General features: G+C 72.4%; 22 protein-coding genes. 10 read left to right on the top strand and 12 right to left on the bottom strand.

All coding sequences use genetic code 11. The features are described 5' to 3' along the window. Both MTP13_RS11030 and MTP13_RS11035 read left to right on the top strand, forming a co-directional pair. Positions 1 to 1,182 carry a thiolase family protein gene (locus MTP13_RS11030; RefSeq protein WP_243567810.1) on the top strand — a complete coding sequence of 394 codons (1,182 nt, stop codon included), beginning with the start codon at positions 1 to 3 and terminating at the stop codon, positions 1,180 to 1,182. A 67-nt stretch (positions 1,183 to 1,249) separates the two neighbouring features. Beyond that, complete coding sequence (locus MTP13_RS11035; protein WP_243567811.1) at positions 1,250 to 2,038, top strand: SDR family NAD(P)-dependent oxidoreductase; 789 nt, start codon at positions 1,250 to 1,252, stop codon at positions 2,036 to 2,038. A gap of 103 nt (positions 2,039 to 2,141) precedes the next feature. Here MTP13_RS11035 and MTP13_RS11040 read toward each other — a convergent pair whose 3' ends face one another. The 3 genes from MTP13_RS11040 to MTP13_RS11050 all read right to left on the bottom strand — a co-directional run bounded on the left by MTP13_RS11040 (position 2,142) and on the right by MTP13_RS11050 (position 4,764). After that, entirely contained in the window at positions 2,142 to 3,119 is a 978-nt protein-coding gene (locus MTP13_RS11040) for a permease prefix domain 1-containing protein (protein ID WP_243567812.1), read from the bottom strand. Beyond that, positions 3,116 to 3,454 carry a PadR family transcriptional regulator gene (locus MTP13_RS11045; protein WP_230766310.1) on the bottom strand — a complete coding sequence of 113 codons (339 nt, stop codon included), beginning with the start codon at positions 3,452 to 3,454 and terminating at the stop codon, positions 3,116 to 3,118. The genes MTP13_RS11040 and MTP13_RS11045 overlap by 4 nt, the downstream gene beginning before the upstream one ends. A gap of 92 nt (positions 3,455 to 3,546) precedes the next feature. Then, a complete protein-coding gene (locus MTP13_RS11050; RefSeq protein WP_243567813.1) occupies positions 3,547 to 4,764 on the bottom strand; it encodes a winged helix-turn-helix domain-containing protein in 1,218 nt (405 codons plus the stop codon). Positions 4,765 to 4,874: 110 nt separating this feature from the next. Between MTP13_RS11050 and MTP13_RS11055 the strand changes: the two genes are divergently transcribed. Together MTP13_RS11055 and ilvA are read left to right on the top strand one after the other, a co-directional pair. Beyond that, entirely contained in the window at positions 4,875 to 6,113 is a 1,239-nt protein-coding gene (locus MTP13_RS11055) for an AI-2E family transporter (protein WP_243567814.1), read from the top strand. Then, positions 6,110 to 7,348 carry a threonine ammonia-lyase gene (gene ilvA, locus MTP13_RS11060; RefSeq protein WP_243567815.1) on the top strand — a complete coding sequence of 413 codons (1,239 nt, stop codon included), beginning with the start codon at positions 6,110 to 6,112 and terminating at the stop codon, positions 7,346 to 7,348. The genes MTP13_RS11055 and ilvA overlap by 4 nt, the downstream gene beginning before the upstream one ends. Positions 7,349 to 7,435: 87 nt before the next feature. Here ilvA and greA read toward each other — a convergent pair whose 3' ends face one another. After that, entirely contained in the window at positions 7,436 to 7,927 is a 492-nt protein-coding gene (greA, locus tag MTP13_RS11065; RefSeq protein WP_243567816.1) for a transcription elongation factor GreA, read from the bottom strand. Between the two features lie 75 nt (positions 7,928 to 8,002). Beyond that, positions 8,003 to 8,476, bottom strand: coding sequence for a DUF4307 domain-containing protein (locus tag MTP13_RS11070; RefSeq protein WP_243567817.1), 474 nt, complete (start codon positions 8,474 to 8,476; stop codon positions 8,003 to 8,005). A 67-nt stretch (positions 8,477 to 8,543) separates the two neighbouring features. Between MTP13_RS11070 and MTP13_RS11075 the strand changes: the two genes are divergently transcribed. Next, a complete protein-coding gene (locus MTP13_RS11075) occupies positions 8,544 to 8,888 on the top strand; it encodes a hypothetical protein (protein ID WP_243567818.1) in 345 nt (114 codons plus the stop codon). A 16-nt stretch (positions 8,889 to 8,904) separates the two neighbouring features. Here the strand turns inward: MTP13_RS11075 and trhA are convergent, their stop codons facing one another. Then, complete coding sequence (gene trhA, locus MTP13_RS11080) at positions 8,905 to 9,711, bottom strand: PAQR family membrane homeostasis protein TrhA (RefSeq protein ID WP_243567819.1); 807 nt, start codon at positions 9,709 to 9,711, stop codon at positions 8,905 to 8,907. Positions 9,712 to 9,828: 117 nt separating this feature from the next. On the opposite strand from trhA, the gene MTP13_RS11085 reads away from it, so the two are divergent. From MTP13_RS11085 to MTP13_RS11095, 3 genes are all read left to right on the top strand, one after another. Beyond that, positions 9,829 to 10,569 carry an isoprenyl transferase gene (locus MTP13_RS11085; protein ID WP_243567820.1) on the top strand — a complete coding sequence of 247 codons (741 nt, stop codon included), beginning with the start codon at positions 9,829 to 9,831 and terminating at the stop codon, positions 10,567 to 10,569. A gap of 109 nt (positions 10,570 to 10,678) precedes the next feature. Then, positions 10,679 to 11,797, top strand: coding sequence for an aminotransferase class V-fold PLP-dependent enzyme (locus MTP13_RS11090; protein WP_243567821.1), 1,119 nt, complete (start codon positions 10,679 to 10,681; stop codon positions 11,795 to 11,797). Between the two features lie 336 nt (positions 11,798 to 12,133). After that, positions 12,134 to 13,516, top strand: a complete 1,383-nt coding sequence (locus tag MTP13_RS11095) for an RNA 5'-3' helicase PhoH2 (protein ID WP_424221772.1) — start codon at positions 12,134 to 12,136, stop codon at positions 13,514 to 13,516. 65 nt (positions 13,517 to 13,581) lie between these two features. Here the strand turns inward: MTP13_RS11095 and MTP13_RS11100 are convergent, their stop codons facing one another. Continuing rightward, positions 13,582 to 14,205 carry a pyridoxamine 5'-phosphate oxidase family protein gene (locus MTP13_RS11100; protein WP_243567823.1) on the bottom strand — a complete coding sequence of 208 codons (624 nt, stop codon included), beginning with the start codon at positions 14,203 to 14,205 and terminating at the stop codon, positions 13,582 to 13,584. Between the two features lie 93 nt (positions 14,206 to 14,298). Between MTP13_RS11100 and MTP13_RS11105 the strand changes: the two genes are divergently transcribed. Next, the gene (locus MTP13_RS11105; protein ID WP_243567824.1) at positions 14,299 to 14,634 is read left to right on the top strand and encodes a PadR family transcriptional regulator; all 336 of its coding nucleotides are present in this window, start codon (positions 14,299 to 14,301) and stop codon (positions 14,632 to 14,634) included. Next, positions 14,631 to 15,743 (top strand): hypothetical protein, encoded by a 1,113-nt coding sequence (locus MTP13_RS11110; RefSeq protein ID WP_243567825.1) that lies wholly within the window; start codon positions 14,631 to 14,633, stop codon positions 15,741 to 15,743. Before MTP13_RS11105 ends, MTP13_RS11110 begins: the two co-directional genes overlap by 4 nt. Before the next feature lie 87 nt (positions 15,744 to 15,830). On the opposite strand, the gene MTP13_RS11115 is transcribed toward MTP13_RS11110, so the two are convergent. From MTP13_RS11115 to xseA, 5 genes are all read right to left on the bottom strand, one after another. Further along, the gene (locus MTP13_RS11115) at positions 15,831 to 17,204 is read right to left on the bottom strand and encodes a class II fumarate hydratase (protein ID WP_243570809.1); all 1,374 of its coding nucleotides are present in this window, start codon (positions 17,202 to 17,204) and stop codon (positions 15,831 to 15,833) included. Positions 17,205 to 17,316: 112 nt separating this feature from the next. Next, positions 17,317 to 17,964, bottom strand: a complete 648-nt coding sequence (locus MTP13_RS11120; protein WP_243567826.1) for a carbonic anhydrase — start codon at positions 17,962 to 17,964, stop codon at positions 17,317 to 17,319. Between the two features lie 38 nt (positions 17,965 to 18,002). Then, entirely contained in the window at positions 18,003 to 18,659 is a 657-nt protein-coding gene (locus tag MTP13_RS11125) for a DUF4245 domain-containing protein (RefSeq protein WP_243567827.1), read from the bottom strand. Continuing rightward, positions 18,659 to 18,907 carry an exodeoxyribonuclease VII small subunit gene (locus MTP13_RS11130; protein WP_424221773.1) on the bottom strand — a complete coding sequence of 83 codons (249 nt, stop codon included), beginning with the start codon at positions 18,905 to 18,907 and terminating at the stop codon, positions 18,659 to 18,661. Before MTP13_RS11130 ends, MTP13_RS11125 begins: the two co-directional genes overlap by 1 nt. 10 nt (positions 18,908 to 18,917) lie before the next feature. Continuing rightward, positions 18,918 to 20,153: an exodeoxyribonuclease VII large subunit gene (gene xseA / locus MTP13_RS11135; protein WP_243567829.1), complete on the bottom strand. Its 1,236-nt coding sequence runs from the start codon at positions 20,151 to 20,153 to the stop codon at positions 18,918 to 18,920. Between the last annotated feature and the right edge of the window lie 83 nt (positions 20,154 to 20,236).

Consider the following 20,236-nt stretch of genomic DNA (forward strand, 5'->3'; position numbering starts at 1 on the left):
ATGAGCACCGAAGCCGTCATCGTCGACGTCGTGCGCACTCCCGTCGGGCGAGGCAAGCCCGGCGGGATGCTCTCGGCCGTGCATCCCGTGGACCTCCTCGCGGGCGTCCTCGACGCGATCGTCGGGCGCAACGACCTCGATCCCGCCCTCGTGGAGGACGTCATCGCCGGCTGCGTCAGCCAGGTCGGCGAGCAGTCGATGAACCTCGCCCGCAGTGCGGTGCTCGCGGCGGGGTTCCCGGAGGCGGTGCCGGCCACGACGATCGACCGGCAGTGCGGCTCGAGCCAGCAGGCGGTCGCCTTCGCGGCGCAGGCGGTGCTCGCCGGGCAGGCCGAGATCGTGATCGCGTGCGGTGTGGAGTCGATGAGCCGGGTGCCGCTCGGCTCCTCGCTGCAGGGGGCCGACCCGCACGGCGAACGGCTGCGCGCCCGCTACCCCGAGGGCCTCGTCAACCAGGGCGTCGCCGCGGAGCTCATCGCGGCGCGCTGGGACCTCGACCGGGAGCGCCTGGACGCCTACGCCGCGCGCTCCCACGAGCTCGCGGCCGCGGCGGCCGAGTCCGGCGCCTTCGCCACCGAGCTCGTGCCGGTGCCGGGCGTCGACCGCCTGATCGACGAGACCGTCCGGCCGGGCACCACCGTCGAGGGGCTCGCCGGCCTGCCTGCGGCCTTCCGCACCGAGGAGCTCGCCGCCCGCTTCCCCGAGCTCGACTGGCGCATCACCGCGGGCAGCTCCTCGCCGCTCAGCGACGGCGCCTCGGCCGCGCTCATCATGAGCCGGGCCGCCGCCGAACGTCTGGGGCTCCCACCCCGGGCCCGCTTCCACGCCTCCGTCGTGGTCGGCAGCGACCCGATGACGATGCTCACCGGTGTCATCCCCGCAACCGCCCGCGTGCTCGAGCGGGCCGGCCTCGGGCACGACGACATCGACGCCTACGAGGTCAACGAGGCCTTCGCCTCGGTCCCGCTCGCCTGGCTCGCCGACACCGGCGCCGACCCGGCGAAGCTCAATCCGCGCGGGGGTGCGATCGCGCTCGGGCACGCGCTCGGGTCCTCGGGCACGCGCCTGCTCACGACGCTCGTGAACCAGCTCGAGGCGAGCGGCGGCCGCTACGGCTTGCAGACGATGTGCGAGGGCGGCGGGATGGCGAACGCGATGGTCATCGAACGGACGGCGTCCTGAGCGGCGCACCCGCCGGGCGGCGTGTCTCCGCCGTCCTCTCCGCACACGACGAAGGGAACACCAAGGAATGGAACTGACCGGCACCTCCGCCATCGTCACCGGCGCGGCCTCCGGCCTCGGCCGGGCCACCGCGCGCGCCCTCGTCGACGGCGGCGCGTCCGTCGTGCTCGTCGACCTGCCGGGACCCCGCGGTGAGGAAGCGGCCGCCGAGCTCGGCTCCGCCGCCCGCTTCGTGGCCGCCGACGTCGCCGACGAGGCGCAGGTGCGGGCCGCGGTCGAGGCCGCGAGCGCGCTCGCCCCGCTGCGCGTGGCCGTGAACTGCGCGGGCATCGCCACCGGCAACCGCACGGTCGGCCGGGAGGGGCCCGCCCCGCTCGACGTGTTCGAGCGGACCATCCGGGTGAACCTCGTCGGCACGTTCAACGTGAGCCGGCTCGCCGCCGCGGCCATGGCGGAGACCGAGCCGGTCTCCGCGGGCGTCGCGGGTGGTCCGGCCACCGCCGAACGCGGCGTCATCGTGAACACCGCGTCCGTCGCAGCGTTCGACGGGCAGATCGGGCAGGCCGCCTACTCCGCCTCGAAGGGCGGGGTCGCGGCGATGACCCTCCCGCTCGCCCGCGACCTCTCGAAGCTGCTCATCCGCGTCGTCACGATCGCGCCGGGCATCTTCGAGACGCCGATGATGGCGGGGATGCCGCAGGAGGTGCAGGACTCGCTCGCCGCGCAGGTGCCGCACCCCTCGCGGCTCGGCTCGCCCGCCGAGTACGCCGACCTCGTGCGCACGATCGTGCGCAACCCGATGCTGAACGGCGAGACGATCCGCCTCGACGGCGCCATCCGCATGCAGCCCAAGTAGGCGCTCGTTCCCCTCACCGACTTGCCCGACTTTCATGAAAGTCGGGCAAGTCGGTAAGGGGTGGACGACGTGGCGGCGGGCGGATGGGGGCCGTCGGCGCCGCTCAGGCGGCCGTGCGGCGCGCCCGGCCGGCCCGCCAGGTCTTCACGATGCCGTCGACGACGTCGGCGATCGCCACGCCGACGACCGTCACGACCGCGACGGCCACGACGATCGGCCGGGCGTCGCCCCACGGCCAGCCCATCGCCTCGAGCGCGGCCGGGTTGAACAACCGGCCCTCGACGAGGAGCCAGAGGGCGGGCACCGTGAACATGACGTTCAGGAGCACGTTGACGCCGGCGAGCCACCAGGTCCAGCCGATCGCGTAGACGGCGACGGCGAAGAGGATCTCGAGCCCGATGATGCCGATGAAGTAGGGCAGCCAGAAGCTCCAGAGCGCGGGGTCGAGCAGCGGCACCGCTTCGAGCTGCGGAACCCACGGGATGCCGAACTGCTGCCAGACGATGGCGGCGGCGAACACCACGAGGAAGAACACGGCGGCGATCAGGTCGGCGAGCCGCGAGGTGCGGGCCGGTTCGTGGATCGCAGGCAGCTGGTCGAGCGTCCACAGCGAGTCGATGCCGCGCTGGCCCTCCGGGGCGGGTGAGCGCTCGAGCACGGCGAAGACGAGCGTCGTCCAGAAGCCGAGGTGCACGACGACCGAGAGCGAGACGACGACCGCCGAGCCGATCACGTCACCGATCGGCGCGCCGGAGATCGCCTTGCCGAGGGCGACCCCGACGGCGGCGATCGGCACGACGATGGCCAGCAGCAGCTTCAGCAGCCGCCACCAGACGAGGTAGTAGCGCGGCCCGATGAGCTGCAGCGGCCGGTCGACGTAGCCGGCGGCCAGGGCGACCGGATCGCCGAGTTCGGTGAGCACCGCGCGCTCGGCCTCTTCGGGTGAGGCGCCCTGCTCGAGCAGGGCGTCGGTCTCGTCGCCGATGCGCTCGCGCAGCTCGCGCTCGAGCTCTCGGCGCTGGGCCTCGGGCGCACTGCGGGCGGCCGCCCAGACGTAGCGGTCGGTCAGCGTGGCGGTCATGAGTCGTCTCCCGTCAGGCGCGAGAGCGCCGCGTCGATGAGTTTCCAGTCGCCGGTGAGCGTCTCGGCGAGACGTTCGCCGGCGGGGCTCGTGCGATAGAACTTGCGGGGCCGCGCCTCGTCGGTGTTCCACTCGCTCGTGAGCAGACCCTGCTTCTCGAGCCGGCGCAGCAGGGGATAGAGGGTGTTCGCGTCGACCGTGATGCCGAGTGCGTTCAACGACTCGAGCAGGGCGTAGCCGTAGTCGGCGGTGCGCAGGCGGATCAGGCAGGCGAGCACGACGGTGCCGCGACGCAGCTCCTGGAGGTGGCCGGCGGCGAGGTCGTCTGTGCTCATGGCTCACACGATACTGTGCATCACACACTATTGCAAGACGCACGTTGACGTGCGGATGCCTAGTGAGAGCTGGCGCCCCGCGCGAACCAGGCTCAGGCCAGGCGGAGTTCCGCCTCGATCGCGGGGGAGAGGTCGCCGCGACCCGCGACCGTGACCTCGTCGAGCCCCTGCCAGGCCGCGGCGCGGCGCAGCACCGGCACGAGCCTCGCCGCCGCCTCCACGGGCGCACCGGGCTCGGCCCAGGCGGACTGGACGCGCAGCACCCCGGCCTGCCGATCGCTCTTCAGATCGACCCGGCCGACGATGCGCTCGTCGACGAGCAGCGGCAGGCTGTAGTACCCGAACACGCGCTGCGGCTCCGGCGTGTAGATCTCGATGCGGTAGTGGAAGTCGAACATGCGCTCGGTGCGCGGGCGGAACCACACCACCGGGTCGAACGGCGACAGCAGCGCGGTCGCCTCGACTCGGCGCGGGCGGCGGGCGTCGCGGTGCAGCCAGCTCGGCGTCGCCTTCGAACCGGTGCGCCAACCGGGCACCTCGACGGGCAGGAGCACGCCCGCCTCCTCGAGCTCGTCGATCGCGCGCCGGACCGGCGCGCGCTTCATGCGCCAGTAGTCGGCGAGGTCGGCCTCGGTGCCGATACCGAGGGCGGATGCCGCCAACTCGACGAGCTCGCGGACCGCCTCCGGCTCGGGCGGCGCCGCGTCGATGAGCTCGCTCGGCAGCGCCTGCTCGGGCAGCGCGTAGACCCGCTCGAAGCGGCGCCGCTCGACGCACACCACGTCGCCGGTGCGGAACATCATCTCGAGGGTGCGCTTGACGTCGGACCAGCCCCACCAGGGGCCGCGCCGCTCGTTCGCGTCGTGCTCGATCTCGCTCGCCCGCAGCGGGCCCTTCGCCGCGAGCTCGGAGCGCAGCCACCCCGCGAGGCCCCGGTCGTCGGCGACCCAGCCGCCCCAGTCCTCGCCGCGGTCGCGGTACTCGGCCCGGCGGAACTCGAAGAGCGGCCAGAGCCGCCGCGGGATGAACGCCGCCTGATGCGCCCAGTACTCGACGGTGCGACCGCGACGGCCGTAGGTGAACCGGTCGAGCGCTCCGCGGTCGTAGTGACCGAGGCGGCTGAACGCGGGGAGGTAGTGGCTGCGCTCGAACACGTTCACCGAGTCGATCTGCAGCAGCCCGAGCCGGTCGACCACGCCGCCGACCGCCCGCGGGCCGGCGGCCTCGCCGTGCTCGAAGACGGGCTTGCCGATGCCCTGCGCGGCGAGCGCGATGCGACGGGCGAGCGCGGGGCTGACGGTGTCGACCATGTCCGCGAGGCTACCGGGCGCGGCCGACATCCGCCCGGGCTGCGCGTCGTCCGGCGGCCCGCCCGAGCTCGCATGCCGGTGCCGGAATGGGCCGCATTTAGACTGGAGCGATGGAGGACTCGAAGGGGCGGGCTCGAGGCAGGTTCCTGCGACGGTCGCGATCGGCCGACGCGGAGGCGACGAGGCACGAGGCCCCCGACGAACGCGACGCCCGAGAGGGCGTGCCCTACGGCATGCGGCTCGCCGCGGCCTGGTCCTGGCGGCTGCTCCTCGTCGGCGGCGTCGTCGCGGTCGTGATCTTCCTCGTCATCCAGCTCCGGCTCATCGTCATCCCGCTGCTCGTCGCCGTGCTGCTCTCGGCGCTGCTCGTGCCGTTCAGCCAGTTCCTGCAGCGTCACCGCTGGCCCAAGTGGCTCTCCGTCGCGACCGCGATGGTGGCGATGCTCGCCGTCGTCGGGGGCCTGCTGACGCTCGGCATCTGGCAGATCGCCCGCGGTTCCGACGAGCTCGCCGCGCAGTCGCTCACCGCCTGGGAAGACCTCAAGGTCTGGCTCCTCGAGGGGCCCTTCCACATCACCGAGACGCAGCTGAACGACTGGGTCGGTCAGGCCGTCACGGCGATCCAGGAGGACTCGGGCGTGCTGTGGAGCGGCGCGCTCTCGGTCGGCTCGAGCTTCGGCCACTTCCTCGCCGGCATGCTGCTCGCCCTGTTCGCGACGCTGTTCATCCTCATCGACGGGCGCGGCATCTGGCGCTGGATCGTGGGCATCTTCCCCCGTCGCGGTCGTGCGGCCATCGACGGCGCCGGGCGCGCGGGCTGGACCACGCTGCAGAACTTCGTGAAGGTGCAGATCCTCGTCGCGACCATCGACGCGGTCGGCATCGGCCTGGGCGCCCTCCTGCTCGGCGTGCCGCTCGCGATCCCGATCGCGGTGCTCGTCTTCCTCGGTTCGTTCATCCCGATCGTCGGCGCCGTGGCCACGGGCGCCCTCGCCGTCTTCGTCGCCCTGGTCTACAACGGCTGGGTCATCGCGCTCATCATGCTCGGCGTGGTGCTTCTCGTGCAGCAGGTCGAGGGGCACGTGCTCCAGCCGCTCATCATGGGCACCGCCGTCAAGGTGCACCCGCTCGGCGTCGTGATCGCGGTCGCGACGGGCTCGCTCCTCGCCGGCATCCCCGGTGCGCTCTTCGCGGTGCCGATCGCCGCCGTCGCGAACGTCATGATCGTCTACATCGCGAAGGGCGACTGGAGGCGCGGCAGCCCGCCCGTCGACTCCGACGCGAGCTCCCCCCTCTGGCGCACCGTCCCGCAGCGTCCCGGCTTCCAACGAGGAGAACCCACCCCGTGACCATCACCTTCCCCGGCCCCGGGCTCGCCGACTTCGAGCGCGCCCGCGAGATCGTGTCCCGCGTCGCCCGCGAGACGCCCATGGAGTCCTCCCGCTACCTCGCCCGCGTGATCGGTGCGCCCGTGCACCTGAAGTGCGAGAACCTGCAGCGCACCGGCTCCTACAAGCTCCGCGGCGCCTACCATCGCATGTCGAGCCTGAGCCCGGAGGAGCGCGAGCGCGGCGTCGTCGCGTCGTCCGCCGGCAATCACGCGCAGGGGGTCGCCTTCGCCGCCCGCGAGCTCGGCATCAAGGCGACGATCTTCATGCCCGTCGGCGTCGCCCTGCCCAAGCTCGAGGCGACCCGGGCGTACGGCGCGGACGTCATGCTCGCCGGCGCCTCCTTCGGCGAGACCCAGCAGGCCTCGATCGAGTACGCGGAGCGCACCGGAGCCGTGCTCATCCCGCCGTTCGACCACCCGGACGTCGTCGCGGGCCAGGGCACGCTCGGCCTCGAGATCCTCGAGCAGGTGCCCGACGCCGCGACCATCGTCGTGCCGATCGGCGGCGGCGGTCTCGCCGCCGGCATCGCGAGCGCCGCGAAGCAGAAGGCGGCCGCCGAGGGCCGCACCATCCGCGTCATCGGCGTGCAGGCGGCGAACGCCGCGCCCTACCCCGTCTCGATCGACGCGGGGGAGCCGGTGCAGGTGCCGGTGCTGCCCACGATCGCCGACGGCATCGCCGTGTACCGGCCGGGCGAGCTGAACTTCCGCATCATCCGCGAGGCCGTCGACGAGGTCGTCACCGTCGGCGAGGACGACATCGCCCGTGCCCTGCTCGTGCTGCTCGAGCGGGCGAAGCTCGTGGTGGAGCCGGCCGGCGCGGTCTCGGTGGCCGCGCTCCTCACCGGTGCGGTGCAGTCCGAGGGGCCCGTCGTGGCCATGCTCTCCGGCGGCAACATCGACCCGCTCCTCATGCAGCGCGTCATCTCGCACGGTCTCGCCGCCTCGGGCCGCTACCTCACGGTGCGCGTCGGTCTGCCCGACCGCCCCGGGCAGCTCCTCCGCATCGCGGAGCTGCTCGCCGGCTCGCATGCCAACGTCGTCGAGGTGCTGCACACCCGGCACGGCCGGGGCCTGCAGATCTCCGAGGTCGAGATCGACATCTCGGTCGAGACGCGCGGCCCCGAGCACCGCACGCAGGTCGTCGAGGTGCTCCGCAGCGCAGGCTACGCCCCCGTCGTCCTCGACGACTGACGGCCGGGTCGCGGCGCGCGACCGACCCACACGCAGGATGCCCCGGGCGATTCGCCCGGGGCATCCGTCGTTCGTCGACCGGGTCGGCTACGCGCCGTCCCAGGTCTCGACGCGCACGATCTCGACCGCGATCTCGCGGCCGTTCGGCGCTTCGTAGCTGGTCTTCTCGCCGACCTTCAGGCCGAGGATGGCGGCGCCGAGCGGGGACTGCTCGCTGAACACGTCGAGCTCGGAGTCGCCCGCGATCTCGCGGCTGCCGATCAGGAACGTCTCTTCGTCACCGGCGATGACGGCCGTGATGACGGTGCCGGACTCGACGATGCCCTTGGACGCGGGCGCCTCGCCCACCTGCGCGTGCTTCAGCAGCTCGGCGAGCTGACGGATGCGCGCCTCCTGCTTGCCCTGCTCGTCCTTGGCGGCGTGGTAGCCGCCGTTCTCCTTGAGGTCGCCCTCTTCACGAGCGGCCTCGATGCGCTTGGCGATCTCCTCGCGACCGTGCGTGGAGAGGTGCTCGAGCTCGCCGGCGAGCCGGTCGTAGGCCTCCTGGGTCAGCCAGGTGACGGTGGCGTCCTGCGCCATGGTGCACACTCCTGTTCGGAACTGCGTCCGGAATAGACGTGTCGCCCCGGCGGATGCCGGAGCGAATCTCCAATGTTAGGTGAGCCAGCACCTGTTGATCAAACCGGTGTTCGCCTCCTGCGCGGTGCGGACGGTCTCCGTGAACTCGCGGATCGGCTTGTCCGAGGCGGGGATCTCGACGACCTTCCAGCCGACGACGGTGAAGTCCTCGTTGAACGCCTGCACGATGCACGCGGTCTCGTTGCCCGCGGGGACCGAGAGCTGCCAGGTCACCTCGACGGCGCGCTCGTCGGGCAGCAGCACGTGTCCGAGGTCGGTCGCCTGGATCTGCGGTTTGCTGCCGTCGAGCCCGGCCCACACGACCCAGGCGACGAGCACGATCGCGACGGCGGCGCCGCCGAGCACGAGCAGCAGGCGGTCGCGCGAACGGTTGCGCTTCGTGCGACCGTAGCGGGCCTCGATCGCCTCGGAGGGCGCCGCGGGGGTGTCGGCATCGGCGGGCGACCGTCGGTCGCTCGGCGCGGATGCCGCGGCGTCGGCAGGGCTCACTCGGGCTCCTTCGAGGTGGATCGACTAGGCTGCATCCAGCCTAACGCCGCCCCCTGAAGGGATCCCGATGTTCCTGTCCTCCGCCGTTTCCGCGCTCTCCGCCGCCGTCGTCGCGGCAGAGAAGGAGGAGTTCGACCCGAACACGGTGACGCCCGGCGTCATGGGCTTCGTCGTCACGTTCCTCGTGATGATCGCGGTGCTGCTGCTGATCCTCGACATGACCCGCCGCATCCGCCGCACGAACTACCGTGCGCAGGTGCAGGAGCAGCTCGACGCCGAGGAGCGCGCCGCCGAGGCCGAGTCCGAGGGCGCCGCCGAGTCGAGCGACGCGGGCGAGCCGACGGCCGCCGGCGCCTCGGAGGACGCCGCGCCGGCGGATCCCGCCGAGCCCGGCGCCGCGAAGCGCGACTGACCGCGCGACCGCCGAGTCAGCCCGCGTTGTAGGCGGGCGCGAGCGCGATCAGCAGCGTCGCGGTCCAGTGGCACATGAAGGCCAGCACCGTGCACACGTGGAAGATCTCGTGGAAGCCGAAGTGCCCGGGCCACGGGTTCGGCCGCTTGATGCCGTAGACGACCGCGCCGATCGTGTAGAGCACGCCGCCGACGATCACGAGCACCATCATCGCGACGTTCGCGGCGAGCAGGTCGGCGAGGTACATGACCGCGGCCCAGCCGAGCAGCAGGTAGAGCGGCACGTAGAGCCAGCGCGGCGCCGTGATCCAGAAGACGCGGAAGCCGATGCCGAGCAGGGCGCCCGCCCAGACGATCGCGAGCAGCACGAAGCCCTTCTCGGGCGGCAGCGCGAGCACCGCGAGCGGCGTGTAGGTGCCCGCGATCAGCAGGAAGATGTTCGCGTGGTCGATGCGCTTCAGGATGACCTTCGTGCGCGGCTTCCAGTTGAAGCGGTGGTAGAGCGCCGAGTTGCCGAACAGCAGCATCGAGGTGAGCATGAACACGGCCGAGGCCCACTTCGCCGGGGCGCCGTGAGCGAGCGTGATGAGCACGATGCCCGCCGCGATGGTGACCGGAAACGTGCCCGCGTGGATCCAGCCGCGCCAGCTCGGCTTCAGTTCGGCCGGGTTGGCGAGCGAGGCATCGAGCAGCGGGATGTTCGGCAGCTCGGGGCCGCGGCCCTCGTCGCGGGCGACTGCGGCGTCGGAGGCGTCGAGCTCGGCGAGCGGGTGCTCGAGCCGCTCGGCGACGTCTTCGGGCTCGCGCGCGTCGGTGGGGGTCATGAGCCAAGCGTAGGGCGTGGCCCATCACGATCCGCTGTGAGTGTCGACCCCCTGTGGGGGTAGCGTAGTCGGGTGCAGAACAGCGATCGGTCCCTTGGTCGCGGTCTCCTCTACCGGATGTATCAACGGCGCCTGCAGCGGGGCCTCGGTCCCGGGTCGGTGCCGCGGCACGTCGCGATGATCATCGACGGCAACCGGCGCTGGGCGAAGCAGCTCGGCTACGACACCGCGGCGCACGGGCATCGGGCCGGCGCGGCGAAGATGCGCGAGTTCCTGGAGTGGTGCGACGACCTCGGCATCCGCGTCGTCACCCTCTATCTGCTCTCGAGCGACAACCTCAGCAACCGCGCCCCCGACGAGCTGGCCGACCTCATCGAGATCATCGCGGAGCTCGCCGAGGAGCTCAGCCACTACCGGGACTGGCGGGTGCAGCACGTCGGCAGCGATGCCGGGCTCCCCGCGCCGCTCGTCGCGGCGCTCGACGCCGCCGAGCACCGCACCGCCGACAAGCGCGGCCTGCACGTGAACCTCGCCGTCGGGTACGGCGGGCGCACCGAGATCACCGATGCGATGCGGGCGATCGTCGCCGCCCACCACGCGGAGGGCCGCAGCCTCGAGGACCTCGCCGAGCGGCTCACGCCCGACCTCATCGGCGAGCACCTCTACACCGGCGGCCAGCCGGACCCCGACCTCGTGATCCGCACCTCGGGCGAGCAGCGGCTCAGCGACTTCATGCTCTGGCAGTCGGCGCACAGCGAGTTCTACTTCGTCGAGGCGCTCGGGCCCGATCTGCGCAAGGTCGACTTCCTCCGGGCCCTTCGCGACTACGCCAAGCGGCACCGGCGCTTCGGCGGCTGAACCGCCCCGAGCCGATCCGGTGCGAGCGGCCGAGCCGTCCGGCCGGTCGGTACGAGCGCTGTTCGCTCTCCGAGCGCTATCCTCAGTGCTGGACTTGCGGAAGGGGCCCATGAGCATCGAGGAGTACGCCGCCGGATTCACGGAGGAGCCGGGCTATCTCGACTACGGTCGGATCGGCCCGATCGCCTCCGTCGCGGCGGAGGAGACGCTGGCGCTCGCGCAGGTGCTCGCCCGGGCCAGGCACGGCAGCCTCGACGTCATGCGCGAGCAGGACGCCCGGGTGCGCAACGCCGCATCCGCGCTCCTCGGTCTGCCGAGCGAGCAGATCGTGGCGCAGCCCAACACGACCCAGGGCCTCATGCACGCGATGTTCGGGCTCACGGGTGGCGTGCTGCTCTCGGCGGGCGAGTTCCCGAGCCTGCCCATCGCGGCCGTGCGGGCCCAGGAGGCGCTGCACGCGATCACTCCCGTGTGGCTCGAGACCGATCACGGCAAGGTCACCCCGGCGCGAATCCGCGAGCAGCTCGACCCGAGCGTGAAGGCGGTCGCGGTCAGCCTCGTCGACTCCCGCACCGGCTATCTGTGCGATCTCGAGGGCATCCGCCAGGTCATCGGCGATCGGCTCCTCATCGTCGACGCGATCCAGGGCTTCGGCGTCGTCGACGCCCCGTGGGCGCTCGCCGACGTCGTCGCGACCGGCGGCCAGAAGTGGTGCCGCGCGGGCTGGGGCACGGGCTTCCTCGCGCTCAGCGAGCGCGCGCTGGACCGACTGACGCCCGTCTTCTCCGGCTTCACCGGCACGGAGGAGGACGAGCCCTGGGGCGAGGTGCCACCGCCGGCGTCGTCGGCCAGGGCGTTCCGGGTGACGAACCCGGATCCGATCGCGGAGGCCCGCTTCGCCGTCGTGCTCGAGCAGCTCGCCCGCGTCGGCGTGCCGCAGGTGAACGCGGCGATCGCGGAGCGCGTGAGCCGGGTGATCGAGCTCGCCGACGAGTTCGCCATCGCCGTGTCCTCGTCCCGTGACGAGCACGAGCGCGCCGGCATCGTCGTCCTCGAACCGCTGGCCGAGCAGGCGACGATCCTCTCCGCGTCGCTGCACAACCACGGCGTCACCGCGACGAGCCGGCAGGGGCGGGTGCGACTCAGCGTGCACGCGGGCACCACCGAGGAGACGCTCGGCATGCTGCGCGACGCGCTCGTCTCCTACGCCACCGCCGCCAGCTACTGACCCTTCCTCCCTCACACAACTCAGGAACATCTGCCGGTTATGGCAGACGTGGCGTTGCGGCATCCCTGGATCGGTGCGGATGCCGATTCGATGCTTCCTGAGTTGTGGAAGGGGGCCGGCAGCGGGGGCAGCAGCGGGGGCGCGGAGCGGGGGCGACCGCGGGCGGCGAAGGTGAACGCCCGATATCCGTCCGCGTGTCGCTTCCAGGGTTCCCGCGAAACGGTCGTAGCTTCGCCTCAACGGGTAAATCACCTGTTCGAGTCGGCTCGTGACCGCTCGTAGGAGGATCGCCGGCCGGCGCGTGATCCGAGCGAAATGCTCGGGGCGGGAGCGGTTGTGGCGTCATCGGTTACTCCTGAATCGGTCGGTCGTTCCGCTGGGCGTGCGAAGGCGCGCGACGCGGAGGCGGAGCACGAGAAGCTCGCACAGGCCGAGCGCACGTACGTCCTCGACACCTCGGTGCTGCTGAGCGATCCCCGGGCGCTCTTCAACTTCCACGAACACGCGGTGGTGCTGCCCGTGGTGGTCATCACCGAGCTCGAGGCGAAGCGCAACGACCCCGAGATCGGCTACTTCGCACGGCAATCGCTGCGGCTGCTCGACGAGCTGCGGATCGAGCACGAGCGGCTCGACTTCCCGATCCCGGTCGGCGAGGGCGGCTCGCTGCGCGTCGAGCTGAATCACTCGAACCCCTCGGTGCTGCCGAGCGGACTGCAGCTCGGCGACAACGACTCCCGCATCCTCGCCTGCGCGGCGAACCTCCAGGCCGACGGGGTGCCGGTGACGGTCGTCTCCAAAGACCTGCCGCTCCGGGTGAAGGCCGCCTCGATCGGCCTCGACGCGCAGGAGTACCGGCACGAGCTCGCCATCGATTCCGGCTGGAGCGGCATGGCCGAGATCACGCTCGGCTCGAACGACATGGCGCGGCTGTACGAGCGCGAGACGCTCACGACGAGCACGGTGGAGGGGATGCCGATCAACACCGGGCTCGTGCTGCACTCGGACCGCGGATCGGCGCTCGGCCGGGTCGTGGGGGAGCGCGAGGTGCGACTCGTGCGCGGCGACCGCGAGGTGTTCGGCGTGCACGGCCGTTCGGCAGAGCAGCGGCTCGCGATCGACCTGCTGCTCGACTCGGAGGTCGGTATCCTCTCGCTCGGCGGTCGAGCGGGCACCGGCAAGTCGGCGCTCGCGCTCTGCGCCGGGCTCGAGGCGGTGCTCGAGCGCCAGCAGCACAAGAAGATCATGGTGTTCCGCCCGCTCTACGCGGTCGGCGGCCAGGAGCTCGGGTACCTGCCCGGCGACCAGGGCGAGAAGATGAACCCGTGGGGGCAGGCGGTGTTCGACACCCTCGGCGCGCTCGTCTCGCAGAACGTGCTCGACGAGGTCGTCGAACGGGGGATCCTCGAGGTACTGCCGCTCACCCACATCCGCGGGCGTTCGCTGCACGACGCCTTCGTGATCGTCGACGAGGCGCAGTCGCTCGAACGGAACGTGCTGCTCACGGTGCTCAGCCGGATCGGTCAGAACTCGCGGGTCGTGATGACGCACGACGTCGCCCAGCGGGACAACCTGCGGGTCGGCCGGCACGACGGCGTCGCCTCGGTGATCGAGACGTTGAAGGGGCATTCGCTGTTCGGCCACATCACGCTCACCCGCAGCGAACGCAGCGCCATCGCGGCGCTCGTCTCGGAGATGCTCGACGGCAACGAGCTCGCGTAGCCGGTGCGACGCGGCGGCCCGGGGCTTCGGCTCCGGGCCGCTTCGCGGGCCGGGGAGCTGGGGGATCAGTACATACGATCGGCGTAGCTCGGGCCGTAGTACTCCTCGAGCGCGGCGACGGACTCGCCCGGCCGCTCGAGCGCCTGGGCGATGACGGCGCGGCGGGGCGCGGCGTCGGGCGTCCAGCTGGCGGCGTCCCAGGCCTTCGAGCGCAGGAACGCCTTCGAGCAGTGGAAGAACACCTGCTCGACGGCGACCTCGAGCACGAGCGTCGGCACGTGCCCGCGCACGGCCATCCGATCCGCATAGGGGACGTCGCGCAGCACGCGGGCCCGGCCGTTCACGCGCAGGGTGTCGCCGCGGCCGGGGATGACGAAGACGAGCCCGACGTTCGGGTTCTCGAGCACGTTGTGGAAGCCGTCGGCGCGCCGGTTGCCCGGGCGCTCCGGGAGCGCGATCGTCGTGTCGTCCAGCACGATCGCGAAGCCGGCCGGATCACCTTTGGGGGAGACGTCGGCGGCGCCCGAGGCATCCGCCGTCGCGATGAAGCAGAGCGGGGATGCCGCGAGGAACGCCCGATCGAGTTCGTGTAGGCTCGTGCGCTCCTTCGCCTTCGCGGCCGGGAGTGGCGTGCCGACGAGGGCTTCGAGCTCGGCGCGGTCGGTGACGGGGGTGCCTCCGTGATCCATGCCGCAACGCTACTCCGCTGCGCGCCCCTGCGGCCTCGATGCAGCCGTTCATTGGGCGTTGCCGTGCTATCTCGATATAGCTAGAGTTTGGCCATGACGTCTCTCCGGATCACCGACGCCACCGTCGACGTGCTCGAGTCGCTGCTCGGCGCTGACGAAGCCATCTGGGGCCTCGCTCTCGTGAAGCGCTCCGGCCGGCCCGCGGGCACGGTCTATCCGCTGCTCGAACGGCTCGAACGGGCGGGCTGGCTCGAGTCCGAGTGGGAGGCCGACACCGATCGTCCCGGGCCGCGACGCCGGCTCTACCGCCTCACCGGCGAGGGGCGCGCGGCCGCAGCGCAGGCGATCGCGCACCGAATCGCCCGGCGAGCGGCCACCGCGGGCGTCCGCCCGGCGAGCGGGGTCGTGCGGGCCGGGGCCGTCGCGTGAGCGCCGAGCGCTGGCTGCGCGGGGCCCTGCTGTTGCTCCCAGACGGGCTCCGGCCGCGCTACCGGGAGGAGTGGCTCGGCTCGCTGCGCGACGCCGAGGAGCTCGACGTCCCGCGCGCCGCGATCGTTCGCGGGGCGTACCGCACCGCCCTCGGCACGCCGCGAACACCGGCGGCCTTCGCGCTCGCTCCGGCCGAGCTGGGGCTCCGCCGGCTGCGCTGGGCGGCGGCGTGGTTCGCGGCGGCGCTGGTGCTGATGAACGGCGGATGGCTCATCCCGGGCGAGCTGCTCCCGGCACCGCTCGCGAGCGTCCTCTCGACCGGGCTCGCAGCCCTCGCCCTCGCCGCCGCCGCGTTCGGCGCGCTCTCGGCGACCATCGGCCTGCGGACGCTGCTGCCCGTGCGTCGGGCGTGGCTCGGCTGGCTGCTCGCCGCGGGGATCGCGCTCGCCGGCGCGGCGGTCGTGCTCGTCCTGCTCGGCGTGTTCGCGCTCGGCTTCGGGCTGCTGCTCGGCTTCGTCGCGGGACTCGGCGTCACCGTGATCGCGGTGGCCTGGCCGATCGCGCGCGACCCCGCCCTGCGTCGCACCGTCCCCGGCATTCCTGCGCGGCTCGGTGTCCGGCGTTCGGCCCTGTTGGCGGCGGCGACGCTGCTCGCGGCGCTCGTCGTCGCCGTGCTGCACCTCGTCGTGTGGAACCCGATGGCGAAGGTTCCCGGCCTGGAGCTGCGCGAGATCTATGCCGAACTGGCGGCTCGCGGTGAGTTCCCGGCGGTCGGCGTCGGGTTCGCGCTCGTGTGGGCGGCGAGCTGGGCGCCGCTCGTCCTGGTGCTCCTCGCGGTCGCGACCTTCGGCAACCGCGGACCGCTGCGCAACCTCGACGAGCGCCGGGTGGCCCGCACCGCGCTCGCCGGGCTCGCCGCGCTCGGTTTCGGGGTGTTCGTCGCGGGCTTCAGTCTCGGCATGTCGCTCGCCGACGCGTTCATGACCTCGGGCGGCGACGCCGCGGTCAGCGGGCCTGTGCTCACGGCCGCGGCCACGGTGGCGGGCGTCGCGGCGTGCCTGCGGATCATCCCGCACACCACGGCGCCCGTCGAGGCGGCCGCCGGCTGAGCCGGCGCCGACCGACCCAGCCGGGCCGAGCCGGAACGACGGATGCCCCGCGCCGACGAGCGGCACGGGGCATCCGAGGACTGAGTGCTACTTCGCCTGCGGCGGGCGCGTCATGGAGAGCAGGTCGAGGGCCTCGTCGAGCTGGGCCTCGCTCAGCTCACCGCGCTCCACGTAGCCGAGGTCGATGACGGCCTCGCGCACCGTGATGCCCTTGGCCACCGAGTGCTTCGCGATCTTCGCTGCGGCCTCGTAACCGATGAGCTTGTTCAGCGGGGTCACGATCGACGGCGACATGCCGGCGAGGGCGGTCGCGCGCTCGGTGTTCGCCTGCAGTCCGTCGACGGTCTTGTCGGCGAGCACGCGCACCGAGTTCGAGAGCAGCCGGATCGACTCGAGCAGTGCGGTGCCCATCACCGGGATCTGCACGTTGAGCTCGAACGAGCCCGAGGCGCCGCCCCAGGCGACGGTCGCGTCGTTGCCGATGACGCGCGCGCAGACCATGAGCACGGCCTCCGGGACGACGGGGTTCACCTTGCCCGGCATGATCGAGGAGCCCGGCTGCAGGTCGGGGATGTGCAGCTCGCCGAGGCCGGTGTTCGGGCCGGAGCCCATCCAGCGCAGGTCGTTGCAGATCTTGGTGAGGCTCACCGCGATGGTGCGCAGCGCGCCCGAGGCGTCGACGAGGCCGTCGCGGTTCGCCTGCGCCTCGAAGTGGTCGGCGGCCTCCGTGATCGGCAGCTCGGTCTCCTGCTGGAGGAGCTCGATGACGAGCTGCGGGAAGCCCGCGGGGGTGTTGATGCCGGTGCCGACGGCGGTGCCACCGAGCGGGACCTCCGCGACGCGGGGGAGTGCCGTGCGCACGCGCTCGATGCCGAGCCGGATCTGGCGGGCGTAGCCGCCGAACTCCTGGCCGAGGGTCACCGGCGTGGCGTCCATCAGGTGCGTGCGGCCGGCCTTCACGACCCCGGCCCACTCGGCGGCCTTCGCCTCGAGGGACACGGCGAGGTGGTCGAGCGAGGGGATGAGCTCGTCGATGAGCGCGGCCGTGACGGCGATGTGCACCGAGGTCGGGAACACGTCGTTCGAGGACTGCGAGGCGTTGATGTGGTCGTTCGGGTGCACCGGGCGGCCGAGCTTCTCGGTCGCGAGCGTGGCGAGCACCTCGTTCATGTTCATGTTTGAGCTCGTGCCAGAGCCGGTCTGGTAGACGTCGACCGGGAAGTGCTCGACGAAGCCGTGACGGCCGGCGATGACCTCGTCGGCGGCGGCGACGATCGCCTCGGCGAGGTCCTGCTCGAGCACGCCGAGCTTCGCGTTGGCCTGGGCGGCCGACTTCTTGATGCGGGCGAGCGCGGCGATCTGCGCGGGCTCGAGGCCGCTGCCGGAGATCGGGAAGTTCTCGACGGCGCGCTGCGTCTGGGCGCGGTACAGGGCCTTCGCGGGAACCCTCACCTCACCCATCGTGTCGTGCTCGATGCGGTAGTCGGCGGCGTTGTCCACCACGATGTGTTTCCCTTTCGATCGGCGATGCCGGACGCTCCGGCGGGGCCCGGCTGGCGGCTGGCGTCGGCGGTCAGACCGCGCCGACGACGATGTCGGTCTCGACCCGGCCCTCGAGGAGCCGGTAGTTCGCGCCGACGATAGCCAGCGTACCCGCTGCGATCGCGTCGCTGATCATCTCGGAGGACTCGACGAGGCCGGTGACGGTGTTGCGGAGGTGCTCGCGACCGACGTACCCCGCGTCGATGCGCGCGGGCTCGAGCGGGGCATCCGGCCCGACGCCGGCGACCTTGCGCACGGCCGGGACGATCTTCGACACCAGCCCGCCGATGTAGGAGGGCAGCGGCGCCGCGTCGGCGGCCTGCGAGTCGATCGCGGCGCGCACGGCGCCGCACTCGTCGTGGGCGAGCACGAGCACGAGCGGCACGTTCAGCACGCCCACCGCGTACTCGAGCGAGCCGAGGGCCGAGTCGGAGACGACCTGGCCCGCGTTCCGCACGACGAAGGCGTCGCCGAGGCCGACGTCGAAGATGATCTCCGCCGCGAGGCGCGAGTCGCTGCAGCCGAAGATCGCGACGAGCGGGCGCTGGGCGTGCGCGAGCGAGGCGCGGCGCTCGACGTCCTGACGCGGATGCAGCGGGGCGCCGGAGACGAACCGGGCGTTGCCGTCGCGCAGTTCCCGCCAGGTGTCGGCGGGCGTCTTCGGGGTGGAGCTCTTCACGGAGGGATCCTCTCGTTCGGTGGCGGTCGCCGGCTCGGTCACTCGGAGCCGGCGGAGCCGTGGGCCGTGATGGTCGGCGCGAGCGCCGTGGCCAGTTCGGCGAACTCCTCGGGCGAGGCGGTGCCGATCAGGATGATGGTCTGCTCGCCGGCCTCGGCGACGAGCCCGTAGCGGGCGTTGCCGACATCGGCGTCGCTCGTGCGGTTGTCGTACACCGTCCAGTCGACGCCGGCGATCTCGGTCGTGCCGACGGGCAGGGTGCGGGCGAGCTGCGTCGAGACCCAGCTCGGATTCGCACCGACCGCCTGCGACATGCCGATGTACTCGTCGCCGGGCGTGAGGTAGCCGACGTACCAGGCGGTGACCTGGTCGGCCTTGCTGGTGCGGATCTCGGCGGCGTTCGCGCGCCAGCCCTCCGGCAGCACGGGCACGGCGAGGTCGTTCGAGAACGCGGGCTGCGCCTGCTCGGCCACGGCCGGAACGTCGACGTCGCGCTCGATCGCGGTGTTGCTGCGGGGCACGATGAGCACGATGAAGAGCATCAGGCCGAGGCTCGCCACGAGCGCGAGCACGAGGTTGCGCAGCGTCTGGCGCTGGCGGTGCTTGCGGGAGTTCTCGGCCTTGCGGGCGGCGGTCTCCTCCGGCGTCTCCGGACGGCCGAGCTCGGCGACGACCCGCGGGGTGCGCTCGGCCATCAGGCCCCGCCCTCCGCGGTGGACGCGGCGGATGCCTCGGCGCCCGCTCCGGCGCGGGCGGCGTCGAGCCGGGCCTTCGCGCCGATCAGCCACTCCTCGCAGCGCGCCGCGAGGGCCTCGCCGCGCTCCCACAGCGCGAGCGACTGCTCGAGCGTCGCGGAGCCCTGCTCGAGTTCGGCGACCACGCGCACGAGCTCGTCGCGCGCCTGCTCGTAGCTGAGCTCGGCGATGTCGGGGGAGGAGGGCATGTCCGCCATTCTATTCGCCGCGACCGGCGGCATCCGGCGCGGCCCCCTCGGAGACCGCGGCGACCGTGCCCTCGGCGAGGGTGAGCGTGAGCCGGGCGCCCGCGGGGGCAGCAGCGGGGGCGCGCACGACGTGCCCGTCCGCGCCCTGCACGATCGCGTAGCCGCGGTCGAGGGTGGCCTGCGGGGAGAGGGCGCGAAGGTGCCCGCGGAGCTCCCCGAGGCGGTGCCCCTGCCGTTCGACGAGGCGGTCGACGAGTTCGGTGCCGCGGGCGACCCAGCGGGTGAGTTCCTCGGCGCGGCGGTCGACGATCCAGCCGCCGTCGGCGAGCGAGGGCCGGGAGCGCAGGTGCCCGATGCGGTCGATCTCGTGGGCGAGGAAGCCCTGCAGGCGCATCGTCAGGCGGGAGCGCGCCTGCCCCACCCGGGCGAGCTCCTCGGCGACGTCGGGCACGACGCGCTTCGCGGCATCCGTCGGCGTCGAGGCGCGGAGATCGGCGACCTCGTCGAGGAGCGGCCGGTCGGCCTCGTGGCCGATCGCGCTCACGATCGGCGTCGTGGCCGCCGCCGCGGCGCGCACCACGCGCTCGTCGCTGAACGGCAGCAGGTTCTGGAAGTCGCCGCCGCCGCGGGCCACGATGATGACCTCGACCTCGGGGTCGGCGTCGAGGCGCTCGATCGCGCGGGTGACCTCGCCCACGGCACGATCGCCCTGCACCGCGGCGTGCACCACGCGGAAGTCGACCGCGGGCCAGCGCAGCCGGGCGTTGCGCAGCACGTCCTTCTCTGCGTCGGAGTCCTTGCCGGTCACGAGCCCGACGACGCCGGGAAGGAAGGGCAGCCGGCGCTTGCGTTCGAGCGCGAACAGCCCCTCGGCGGCGAGCTGGGCGCGCAGGCGCTCGAGCCGTTCGAGCAGGTCGCCGAGGCCGACGTGCTTCAGCTCGAAGACCTGGAAGGTGAGGCTGCCGCCCTTCACCCACCAGTTCGGCTTGACCAGCGCGACGACCCGGTCGCCCTGTTTGAAGTCCTCGGACAGGCGGGCCTTCACGCTCGACCAGAGCGTGAACGACACCGTGGCGGCCTGGTCGAGGTCCTTGAGCTTGCCGTAGACGTTGCCGGCGGAGACGCCCCACTGGGTGATCTCGCCCTCGACCCACACCGTTCCGAGCCGGTCGATCCACTCCTTGACCTTCGTGGAGAGGAGCGCGACGGGCCAGGGCTCGTCTCGCGTCGCCGGCGTCTGCGTCACTCTGCCTCCCGGGAGCTCGTCAGCCTGGGCCCCGTAGGATGGACATCGTGACGAGCTCGATTGATGCCCCGCGGGTCGGCCTC

It is taken from the genome of Agromyces soli, from assembly GCF_022811605.1.
GTDB lineage: Bacteria > Actinomycetota > Actinomycetes > Actinomycetales > Microbacteriaceae > Agromyces > Agromyces soli.

Coding starts and splice junctions, on each gene's coding strand:
- MTP13_RS11035 (WP_243567811.1), top strand. CDS start 1,250: ATGGAACTGACCGGCACCTCCGCCATCGTCACCGGCGCGGCCTCCGGC.
- MTP13_RS11055 (WP_243567814.1), top strand. CDS start 4,875: ATGGAGGACTCGAAGGGGCGGGCTCGAGGCAGGTTCCTGCGACGGTCG.
- MTP13_RS11040 (WP_243567812.1), bottom strand. CDS start 3,119: ATGACCGCCACGCTGACCGACCGCTACGTCTGGGCGGCCGCCCGCAGT.
- MTP13_RS11115 (WP_243570809.1), bottom strand. CDS start 17,204: ATGGGTGAGGTGAGGGTTCCCGCGAAGGCCCTGTACCGCGCCCAGACG.
- MTP13_RS11050 (WP_243567813.1), bottom strand. CDS start 4,764: ATGGTCGACACCGTCAGCCCCGCGCTCGCCCGTCGCATCGCGCTCGCC.
- MTP13_RS11130 (WP_424221773.1), bottom strand. CDS start 18,907: ATGCCCTCCTCCCCCGACATCGCCGAGCTCAGCTACGAGCAGGCGCGC.
- trhA (WP_243567819.1), bottom strand. CDS start 9,711: ATGACCCCCACCGACGCGCGCGAGCCCGAAGACGTCGCCGAGCGGCTC.
- MTP13_RS11090 (WP_243567821.1), top strand. CDS start 10,679: ATGAGCATCGAGGAGTACGCCGCCGGATTCACGGAGGAGCCGGGCTAT.
- MTP13_RS11105 (WP_243567824.1), top strand. CDS start 14,299: ATGACGTCTCTCCGGATCACCGACGCCACCGTCGACGTGCTCGAGTCG.
- MTP13_RS11075 (WP_243567818.1), top strand. CDS start 8,544: ATGTTCCTGTCCTCCGCCGTTTCCGCGCTCTCCGCCGCCGTCGTCGCG.
- MTP13_RS11030 (WP_243567810.1), top strand. CDS start 1: ATGAGCACCGAAGCCGTCATCGTCGACGTCGTGCGCACTCCCGTCGGG.
- MTP13_RS11045 (WP_230766310.1), bottom strand. CDS start 3,454: ATGAGCACAGACGACCTCGCCGCCGGCCACCTCCAGGAGCTGCGTCGC.
- MTP13_RS11100 (WP_243567823.1), bottom strand. CDS start 14,205: ATGGATCACGGAGGCACCCCCGTCACCGACCGCGCCGAGCTCGAAGCC.
- MTP13_RS11125 (WP_243567827.1), bottom strand. CDS start 18,659: ATGGCCGAGCGCACCCCGCGGGTCGTCGCCGAGCTCGGCCGTCCGGAG.
- greA (WP_243567816.1), bottom strand. CDS start 7,927: ATGGCGCAGGACGCCACCGTCACCTGGCTGACCCAGGAGGCCTACGAC.
- MTP13_RS11085 (WP_243567820.1), top strand. CDS start 9,829: ATGTATCAACGGCGCCTGCAGCGGGGCCTCGGTCCCGGGTCGGTGCCG.